Genomic DNA, 9,305 nt, shown 5'->3' with positions numbered 1-9,305 from the left:
AGCGTTTTGGTTACTTTTGGCTGGGCCGGCTTCCGGCTCTATCAAAAGTGACTCGCTGTAAGAGCGAAACCGATATAAGCCATAAACCCAATACCGGATATACACCCAACCTGAAGAACACCCCAAGCGCGACAGCGCTACATCAAAGATACAGCGCCCCCCGCAGAAAGCAGATCTACTGATCGTTCGCCTCTATCGCCGTCTGACCATCCCAACCACCGCCCAACGCGGCAATCAACTGCACGCTCGCCACCAGACGGGTCTGCAACAAGGTCAGCACCGTACGCTCGTTGCTCAGTGCCGTCGCCTGCACCGTCACCACGTCCAGGTAAGCAATCAAGCCCGCTTTATACTGGTTCTCGGTCAGTCGCAACGACTCCCGCGCGGCGTCCAGCGCTTCGTTGCTGACCACCGCCTCGTCCTCCAGCACTTTGAGCTGGACCATATAGTTTTCCACCTCACGGAACCCATCCAGCACCGTCTGGCGATACTTGGCGACGGTCTCGTCATAACTCGCCACCGTACGATCAACCTCGGCCGAGCGCTGCCCGCCGTCGAATAAGGTCATCGCCAACTTCGGCCCGACCGACCAGAAGCGGTTCGGCAAGCTGATCCAGTCCGCATAGGTGCTGCTGGAATAACCACCCGCCAGGCTCAAGGTCAAATCCGGGTAGTAGGCTGCTTTGGCCACGCCGATGTTCGCGTTGGCGGCAATCACCGAACGCTCAGCCGAGGCAATATCCGGGCGACGCTCCAACAACTGTGACGGCAGGCTCGCCGGAATCTGCGGCAGCGCCGGGATGTCCTTGCTCACCGCCAGGTTGAAATTGGCCGGCGCCTCACCGATCAACACCGCAATGGCGTTCTCCAGTTGCGCGCGCTGCCAGATCAGGTCGATCAGGCTGGCCTGGGTGGTTTTGAGCTGGGTTTGCGCCTGGGCGATTGCATCTTTGCCCGACACGCCCGCGCGGTACTGGTTTTCGGTCATTTTCAGCGAGCGCTGGTAAGTGTCCAGCGTGGCTTGCAGCAAGCGGGTTTGCTCGTCCATCACGCGCAGTTGCAGGTAGTCCTGCACCAGTTCCGATTGCTGGCTTAACCGCATCGCCGCCAGGTCCGCCAAGCTGGCCTCGGCCGTGGCTTCATTGGCTTCGAGACCGCGGCGCAATTTGCCCCAGACATCTGCTTCCCAGCTCACGCCCAATTGCGCGTTGAGCGTATCGCGGATACCGCTGCTGGAGCTGCTCAGGCTCGCGCTGCTGCTGCCGGTGCCTTGGCTGGCGCGGGTTTTGCCGACGCTCAGGTCTACCGACGGAAAAAACGCCCCGCGCGAGCTGCGCACTTGAGCCTGGGCCTGGCGAAACCGTGCCTCGGCTTGCGCCACGGTTTGGTTGGCGTTATTGAGGCGCGTCACCAAGTCGTTGAGCTGGCGATCACCGTACAACTCCCACCAGGCGCCACGCGCCAGGGAATCGCTGGGCTTGGCCTGGCGCCAGCCTTGGGCTTCTTTAAACTGCGCCGGCTCGATGACCTGCGGGCGCTTATAGTCGGGGCCGATGGCGCAGGCGCTGAGCAAGGCGCTGCACAGCAGCAGGCTGGCAATGCGCGAACCACGGGGCATGCGCATGGCCAGTTTGGCAAAGGTTGAATCGGTCATAGCGCAGTGTCCAGGGCAGCATCGGTACGCACGCCGCGCCAAGCGTTGAAGCGGTGGCGCGCGCGGTCGAGATAGAGGTAAACCACAGGCGTGGTGTAAAGGGTCAGGATCTGGCTGAACACCAGGCCGCCGATAATCGTCAGGCCCAGCGGCTGGCGCATTTCTGCACCGTCGCCAGCGCCGAGCAATAACGGCAAGGCGCCAAGAATCGCGGCCAGTGTGGTCATCAAAATCGGCCGCAGGCGCAACAGGCAGGCACTGCGAATCGACTCCAGCGGGCTCATGCCCTGATGGCGTTCCAGTTGCAACGCGAGGTCGATCATCAGGATCGCGTTTTTCTTCACCACCCCGATCAGCAAGAACAGCCCCAGCAGCGAAATCAGGCTGAACTCACCGCCCAGCAGGTAGATCGAGAGCAGCGCGCCGACGCCGGCCGACGGCAAGGTCGAGAGGATGGTCAGCGGGTGAATGTAACTTTCATACAAAATGCCCAGCACCAGATACACCGCCACCAACGCACCGAGCACCATGAACGGCTGGCCCTTCTGGGTGGCCGCGAAGGCATCGGCGGTGCCGGCCATCTTGGCGATCACGTCTTCGGGCAAGCCGACCTTGGCAATCGCTCGTTCGATGGCCGCGGAGCCCTGCTGCACCGTCACGCCGGGCGAGAGGTCAAAGGCAATGTTTTCCGAGGCAAACTGGCCTTCATGGCTGACGCGGTCAGCCGCCAGGCTGTTTTCGTAATGCGCAATGGTCGACAACGGCACCCGCGCGCCAGTGGAGGTGATCACCTGCACCTGGTTCAGGGTGATCGGGTCTTGCGCGTATATCGGGTTGACCTCCATCACCACCTGGTACTGGTTAAGGCTGTCATAGATGGTAGAAATCTGGCGCTGGCTGTAGGCGTTGTTCAATACGGTGGTGACCATGCTCATGTCGATGCCGAGGCGTTTGGCCTGGTCGCGGTCGACCACCAACGTCACCTGCGCCGCACCGCGCCCTTCACGGGCATCAATGGCGGTCAGTTCCGGCAGCGCGCGCAAGGCGGCGACCACTTTCGGGTACCACAACCGCAACGCGGCCAAATCACCGCTTTGCAGGATGTAGGAATACTGCGCCGTCGACTGGTCACGGCTGCCGCCAAATTGCAGGTCCTGGTCGGCCATCAGGAACAAACGCCCACCGGGCACCAGCGGCACGTCCTTGCGCAAGCGTTCGATCACCGCCTGGGCCGAGACTTTGCGCTCGGCGATGGGCTTGAGGCGCACCAGCATGACCGCGTTGTTGGTGCCATTGTTGCCGCCGATAAAACCGGCCACGCTGAGCACTGCCGGGTCCTTGAGCACGGCTTTGCGGAAGGTTTCCATCTTCGGCTGCATCACATTGAACGACAGCCCGTCGTCGCCGCGCACAAAGCCGATCAACTGGCCGGTGTCTTGCTGCGGCATGAAGGTTTTCGGCACCACCACGTACAGCGCGATATTCACGCCCACGGTGATCAACAGGCTGAGCAGGGTCAGGCGCCGATGGCGCAGCACCCAATCCAGGCTGGTAGCATAGGCCGCGACCATACGGTCGTTGACCTTTTGGCTCCAGCGCTGCAAACCAGTCATCTGGCCTTTGACATGCGGCTTGAGCCAACGCGCGCAGAGCATCGGGGTCAAGGTCAGCGAGACCACCAGCGAAACAATGATGGCCGCCGACAAGGTGATGGAAAACTCGCGGAACAGGTTGGTGACGATACCGCCCATAAACAGGATGGACAGGAACACCGCCACCAGCGACACGTTCATCGACAACAAGGTGAAGCCGACTTCCTCGGCGCCCAGGTACGCAGCTTTCATCGGCGGCACACCCTCGTCGATGTGCCGGGAAATGTTCTCCAGCACCACGATGGCATCGTCCACCACCAGCCCGGTGGCCAGAATCAACGCCATCAACGAGAAGTTGTTCAACGAAAAACCGTACAGGTACATCACCGCGAAGGTGCCCACCAGCGACACCGGCACCGCCAGTGTCGGGATCAACGAGGCGCGGAAGTTACCGAGGAACAGGTACACCACCAGCACCACCAGGGCCACGGCGATCAACAGCGTCATCTCGGCTTCATGCAAGGTGGCGGTGATGACCGGCGAGCGGTCCATCGCCAGGTTGAGTTTGACGCTGCTCGGCAGCACCGCCTGCAACGCCGGCAACTGCGCCTTGATCTGCCGGACCGTTTCAATAATGTTGGCGCCCGACTGGCGGTTGATCACCAGCAATACCGCCGAGTCATTGTTGAAAAAGCCACTGTTGTAGCGGTCTTCCACGCCATCGCTGATCTTGGCCACGTCGCCCAGGCGCAGGGCTGCGCCGTTCTGGTAACGAATCAGCAGCGGTTCGTAGTCCTTGGCCTTTTCCAACTGGTCGTTGGCCTGGATCTGCCAATTACGCTCGGCGTCTTCCAGCGAGCCCTTGGGCCGGCGCTGGTTGGCATTGGCGATGGTGTTGCGCACATCGTCCAGCGCTACGCCGTACTGTTCGAGGGCTTTGGGTTCCAGCTCGATACGCACCGCCGGCAAGGAGCTGCCGCCGATCTGCACTTCACCCACGCCCGGCACTTGCGACAGGCTTTGCGAGAGTATCGTCGAGGCCAAGTCGTACAACTGGCCCTTTTGCAACACGTCGGAGGTCAGCGACAGCACCATGATCGGTGCCTGCGACGGGTTGATTTTCTTGTAGGTCGCATGCTGCGCATGCCGCTCGGCAACAGGTTGCGCGAGGCGTTGATCGCCGCCTGCACTTCGCGCGCCGCGCCGTTTATATCACGGTCGGAGTCGAACGCCAGGATCACGCGGGTCGAGCCCTGGCTCGACGAGCTGCTCATGGTGGTGATGCCGGCAATCGCGCCGAATGAGCGTTCCAGCGGCGTCGCCACGGTAGACGCCATCACCTCGGGGCTCGCGCCGGGCAAGCTGGCCGATACCACGATCACCGGAAAGTCGATCTGCGGCAACGGTGACACCGGCAGCAAATTGAAGCTCACGCCGCCCAGCAACATGATCGCCAGGCTCAGCAACATGGTCGCGACCGGCCGGCGAATGAAGGGTCCGGACAGGTTCATGATTCAACCGGCTCCAGGCGTTGCGGCTCTTTGCGCCAGCGCCGGCCGAGGCGGTCGAAGTACAGGTAAATCACCGGCGTGGTGAACAGGGTCAATACCTGGCTCACCAGCAAACCGCCGACCATCACCAGGCCCAGCGGCTGGCGCAGTTCCGCCCCGGAGCCGGTCGCCAGCATCAACGGCACCGCACCAAAAAGCGCGGCCAGCGTGGTCATCAGGATCGGCCGAAAGCGCAACAGCGCGGCTTGATAGATCGCCGTTTGCGGGTCAAGGCCCTGGTTACGCTCCGCGTCGAGGGCGAAGTCGATCATCATGATCGCGTTCTTTTTGACGATACCGATCAACAAGATGATGCCGATGATCGCGATCATGCCCAAGTCGTTGCCGCTGAGCAGCAACGCGAGCAAGGCGCCCACCGCCGCCGACGGCAAGGTCGAGAGGATGGTGATCGGGTGGATATAACTCTCGTACAGCACGCCCAGCACGATGTACATGGTCACCACCGCCGCCAGAATCAGCAGCAAGGTGCTCGACAGCGACGCTTCAAACGCCTGCGCCGCGCCCTGAAACTGGGTTTGCACGCCCACCGGCATGCCGATGTCCTTCTGCGTCTGGTTGATCAGCTCCACGCCTTTGCCCAGCGCAACGCCAGGCGCCAGGTTGAACGACATCATCACCGCCGGGAACTGGCCGATGTGCGCAATGGCTAACTGCGCCTGACGCTGCTCCACACGCGCCAGGCTCGACAGCCGCACTTGCCCGCCGTCGGTGGTTTTTACGTGGATCTGGTTCAGCGCGGCCGGGCCGAGGGTTTCACCCGATTGCGCCTGCAAGACCACGCGGTACTGGCTGGCCTGGGTGTAGATGGTCGAAATCTGCCGCTGGCCGAAGGCGTCGTACAGCGCGTCGGTGATGGTCGACACACTCACGCCAAGGCGCGAGGCGGCATCGCGGTCGATCACCAGGAACACCTGCAAGCCTTTGTCCTGCAGGTCGCTGGCGACATCGGTGAGTTCCGGCAACTGGCTGAGCGCGTGCACCAGTTTTTCGCTCCACAGCGCGAGCAACTCGGCGTCGGGCGACGACATGCTGAACTGGTACTGCGTGCGGCTGACGCGGTCTTCAATGGTCAGGTCCTGCACCGGTTGCATGTACAGGCGTATACCCACCAGCTTGTCGATTTCCGGCTGCAAGCGCGCGATCACTTCCGTCGCGCTTAAATCGCGCTGACCATGCGGCTTGAGGTTGATCAACAGGCGCCCGCTGTTGAGGGTGGCGTTGTCGCCATCCACACCGATGTAGGACGACAGGCTCTGAACCGCTGGATCAGCCAGGATAATTTTCGCCAACGCTTGCTGGCGCTGACTCATCGCCGCAAAGGAAATCGACTGCGGCGCCTCGGAAATACCCTGGATAACGCCAGTGTCCTGCACCGGAAAAAAGCCCTTGGGCACCACCAGGTACAGCACCACGGTCAGGCCCAGGGTGGCGATGGCCACCAGCAACGTCAGTGGCTGATGCTTGAGCACCCACTGCAATTTGCGCCCATAACCTGCGATCAGCCAATCGATCCAGGCACCGCTGGCCTTGTAAAAACGTCCTTGTTCTTCTTCCTTGGGCTCACGCTTGAGCAGCCGCGCGCACATCATCGGCGTCAAGGTCAGCGACACCACCAGCGAAATCAGGATCGCCACCGCCAGGGTGATGGCAAATTCGCGGAACAAGCGCCCGACCACGTCGGCCATAAACAGCAGCGGGATCAATACCGCGATCAACGACAGGGTCAGGGAAATCAGAGTGAAACCGATCTGCTTGGCGCCCTTGAGCGCGGCGGCCATCGGCGTTTCGCCTTCCTCGATATAACGCGAAATGTTCTCCAGCATCACGATGGCATCGTCCACCACAAAGCCGGTGGCGATGGTCAGCGCCATCAGCGTCAGGTTGTTGATGGAAAACCCCGCCAGGTACATCACGCCAAAGGTACCCACCAGCGACAGCGGTACGGCGATGGACGGAATAATGGTGGCGCTGAAGCGGCGCAGGAACAGGAAGGTCACCATCACCACCAGCACAATGGCGATGAGCAACTCGTGTTGCACATCGGTGACCGACGCCCGAATGGTCTGCGTGCGGTCGGTGAGTACCGCCACATCGAGGCCGGCCGGCAGGTTGTCGGTGATGCTTGGCAGCAACGCCTTGATGCGGTCGACCACTTCAATCACGTTGGCGCCTGGCTGGCGCTGAATATTCAGCAGCACGGCCTGGTTTTCATTGGCCCACGCAGCGAGGCGTTCGTTTTCGGCGCCGTCGACAATTTCGGCGACATCTTTGAGGCGCAACGGTGCGCCATTGTTGTAGGCCAGAATCAAATCGGCGTATTGCTGGGGCGAGACCAACTGGTCGTTGGCGTCGAGCATCGACACCCGCGTCGGGCCGTCGAAGTTGCCCTTGGGCTGGTTGACGTTGGACGCGGCGATCAAGGTGCGCACGTCTGACAGGTTCAGGCCGTTGGCCGCCAGCGCCTCCGGGTTGACCTTGATGCGTACCGCCTGGCGTTGGCCGCCGGCGATGCTGACCATGCCGACGCCGCTGATCTGCGCAATTTTTTGCGCCATGCGTGTGTCGACCAAGTCATTGAGCTTGGGCAGCAGCATGGTCTTGGAGGTAATCGCCAGCGTGAGAACCGGGGTATCTGCCGGGTTGACCTTGTTGTACACCGGCGGCGCCGGCAAATCCTTGGGCAGCAGGTTAGTCGCGGCGTTGATTGCCGCCTGTACCTGTTGCTCGGCGACATCCATATTGATGTCGAGGTTGAAGCGCAGGGTCAGTACCGACGCGCCGCCGGAACTGGTCGAGGCCATTTGCGTGAGGCCAGGCATTTGCCCGAACTGGCGCTCCAGCGGCGCGGTGACCGCGCTGGTCATCACATCCGGGCTGGCGCCGGGGTACAGGGTCATCACCCGAATGGTCGGGTAATCGACCTGGGGCAAGGCCGATACCGGCAGCAGGCGATAGCAGATGATGCCCGCCAGCACAATCGCCAGCATGCTCAGCGTAGTGGCTACCGGGCGGAGGATAAACAGCCGCGATAAATTCATGAACCGACCTTTTGCGCCTTGCCGGCGTTAGCACCGGTCTCCCCTTTTGCAGCGGGCTTGCCTTGCAGGTGTTCGGTCGGCGTGGTCGGCACGGCGCTGCTGTCGTTGACCACTTCGATTTCGCTGCCGTCTTTCAGGCGGTCGGTGCCCTCCAGCACCACGCGGTCGCCGGCGGCCAGGCCTTGCTTGATCACAGTGTTGTCGCCGTCGGTGTCACCGACCACCAGCGGCTGGACCTTGACCTTTTTGTCGCCATCGAGCTTGTAAACAAAGGTGCCGCTGTTGCCGAACTGAATCGCCGCAGTCGGCGCCAGCACCACGTTGTGCAAGGTATCGGCGAGCAAGTGCACGTTAACGAATTGGTTGGGGAACAGCGCCTGGTCCTTGTTATCGAAACGCGCCTTGAATTTCAGGGTGCCGGTGGTCACGTCGATCTGGTTGTCCAGGCTTTGCAATACGCCGGTGGCCTGCTTTTTAAGGTCGCCACGGTCCCAGGCTTCCACCGGCAGCTTATTGCCCGCGTGGTAACGGCCGAGCACGGTTTCCAGTGTGTTTTCCGGCAAGGTAAAGACCACGCTGATCGGCTGGGTCTGGGTGATCACCGCGAGGAACGTGGTGTCGTTGGCCGCGATCAGGTTGCCCACATCGACCTGACGCAAGCCTACGCGGCCGCCGATGGGCGCGCGGATCTTGGTGAATTCAAGGTTCAGCTTGGCGTCATCCACCGCGCCCTGGTTGGTCTTGACCGTGCCCTGGTATTGCAGGACCAGCGCTTCGGCGGTGTCCAGGGTTTGCTTGGCGATACTGTCCTGCGCGTACAGGTCGCGATAGCGCTGCACGTCGACCTGAGCGTTTTTCAGCTGGGCCTGGTTCTGCATCAACGTGCCTTGGGCCTGGAGCAAGGCGTTCTGGTAGCTGCGCGGGTCGATTTCCGCCAACAAGTCACCCGCCTTGACCATCTGCCCTTCTTCAAAGGCGATTTTCACCAGCTCGCCCCCCACGCGGCTGCGTACATTAATCGTATTGAGCGCAGTCACCGTGCCCAAGGCCTTGTAGTACACCGGGAACTCCCCCAGCACCGCCGGCGCCACGCGCACCGGGATCGGGCCGGTGGAACCGCCGAAGCCAGGGCGCGCCATGCCCGTTTTGCCGGTATGCCCGGCGGCTTTCGACGCCGCCGCATCCGTGTGGCTGCCGGGCCAGAATTTCCAGCACAAGCCGGCAATAACCAGCAGCACGAGCAGGCCAAACAGCCAGCGACGGGAGTTGCGGGGAGACGATTGCATGGAGTGATCAACCATTGGGCGCGAGAGCTTCTTTTTGGGGAGGCTGAAAGATAAGCACTGGGGCGTATTAAGAAAAGCGCCTTTACCGGCTATTTACCTTGGGCTTACAACTTTTAACTTTTCGCCTTAGTCCGTTCGCTATTTAGCTAAGCTGCTGACTATAA

General features: G+C 61.5%; 3 protein-coding genes and 1 pseudogene. All 4 read right to left on the bottom strand.

Translation table 11 applies throughout. The features are described from left to right. Window positions 1–175: 175 nt before the first annotated feature. Entirely contained in the window at window positions 176–1,654 is a 1,479-nt protein-coding gene (locus F0169_RS12560) for an efflux transporter outer membrane subunit (RefSeq protein ID WP_152746704.1), read from the bottom strand. Beyond that, a pseudogene (locus tag F0169_RS12555) lies at window positions 1,651–4,757 on the bottom strand (efflux RND transporter permease subunit). Before F0169_RS12555 ends, F0169_RS12560 begins: the two are co-directional and overlap by 4 nt. Continuing rightward, window positions 4,754–7,855: an MdtB/MuxB family multidrug efflux RND transporter permease subunit gene (locus F0169_RS12550; RefSeq protein ID WP_152746703.1), complete on the bottom strand. Its 3,102-nt coding sequence runs from the start codon at window positions 7,853–7,855 to the stop codon at window positions 4,754–4,756. The pseudogene F0169_RS12555 and the gene F0169_RS12550 overlap by 4 nt, the downstream one beginning before the upstream one ends. Further along, window positions 7,852–9,156 (bottom strand): MdtA/MuxA family multidrug efflux RND transporter periplasmic adaptor subunit, encoded by a 1,305-nt coding sequence (locus F0169_RS12545; protein ID WP_152746702.1) that lies wholly within the window; start codon window positions 9,154–9,156, stop codon window positions 7,852–7,854. Before F0169_RS12545 ends, F0169_RS12550 begins: the two co-directional genes overlap by 4 nt. Window positions 9,157–9,305: the final 149 nt, after the last annotated feature.

Source organism: Pseudomonas kitaguniensis (assembly GCF_009296165.1).
GTDB classification, from domain to species: Bacteria; Pseudomonadota; Gammaproteobacteria; order Pseudomonadales; family Pseudomonadaceae; genus Aquipseudomonas; species Aquipseudomonas kitaguniensis.
Note: the sequence above shows the minus strand (reverse complement) of the source record. Positions and strands in the feature narration are given on the sequence as shown.

Excerpts from the sequence above, each read along its gene's own strand:
- F0169_RS12560 (WP_152746704.1), bottom strand. The coding sequence starts at position 1,654 with ATGACCGATTCAACCTTTGCCAAACTGGCCATGCGCATGCCCCGTGGT.
- F0169_RS12550 (WP_152746703.1), bottom strand. The coding sequence starts at position 7,855 with ATGAATTTATCGCGGCTGTTTATCCTCCGCCCGGTAGCCACTACGCTG.
- F0169_RS12545 (WP_152746702.1), bottom strand. The coding sequence starts at position 9,156 with ATGGTTGATCACTCCATGCAATCGTCTCCCCGCAACTCCCGTCGCTGG.